1 protein-coding gene is annotated in these 671 nt (G+C 31.1%); it reads left to right on the top strand.

From position 1 onward, the window contains the following. A partial coding sequence (locus Megvenef_RS09740; RefSeq protein ID WP_322777710.1) for a histidine kinase dimerization/phospho-acceptor domain-containing protein occupies nucleotides 1-629 on the top strand: 629 nt, incomplete at its 5' end. Between the last annotated feature and the right edge of the window lie 42 nt (nucleotides 630-671).

Genomic DNA, 671 nt, shown 5'->3' with positions numbered 1-671 from the left:
AACTCTATTTTACCAGTAGTTTTTTAGCCTTCATTAGTAAATTTTCTCAAATTTCGTTGGTAATCTTTATACTGAACCTGACTATAATAGGAATATTAATGAGTTGGCAAACTACATTGATAATGATTGTATCTGGCTTATCGTTATCTTTGTTTAGTTACCAATTTTATATGGGGAATACTCCTAACATTGCCGAAGAGTTGTATAGTCTTAAATTGCAGATTATCTATATATTATTTATAATAAGTGGATTTTTATTAGCATTCTTAAAACCAAAACAAGAGCAGTATGAACTCACTGAGCAGAAGGCTTATCACCTTGGAGAGCAAATATATAATAGGGATGAGGAATTAGAGAAATTAATCGAGGTTAAGAATGAATTTCTACGTAACTTGGAACACGAAGCTCATACACCTATTGTTGGTATTACAAGTATGGGGCAGATTCTTTTTGAGAGCTATGACAAGTTAACTGACAATCAAAGGAGAAAAGGCTTGGAAGAGATAGCAAAAAGCTCTGAGCGATTATCCAGCCTTGTTAATAATATGATCGATCTCTCTAAACTCTTAAGTCTTAATTATACATTAGATAAAAAGTCTCTCCGTCAAAACTCTAAATTTTTGATATAATTTCAAGAATTTCAAAAATAAATCACCGCACATTCATTTTTT

The sequence above is a fragment of the Candidatus Megaera venefica genome (assembly GCF_034554655.1).
Classification (GTDB): Bacteria; Pseudomonadota; Alphaproteobacteria; order Rickettsiales; family Rickettsiaceae; genus Megaera_A; species Megaera_A venefica.
This window is presented reverse-complemented; position numbering and strand designations above follow the sequence as displayed.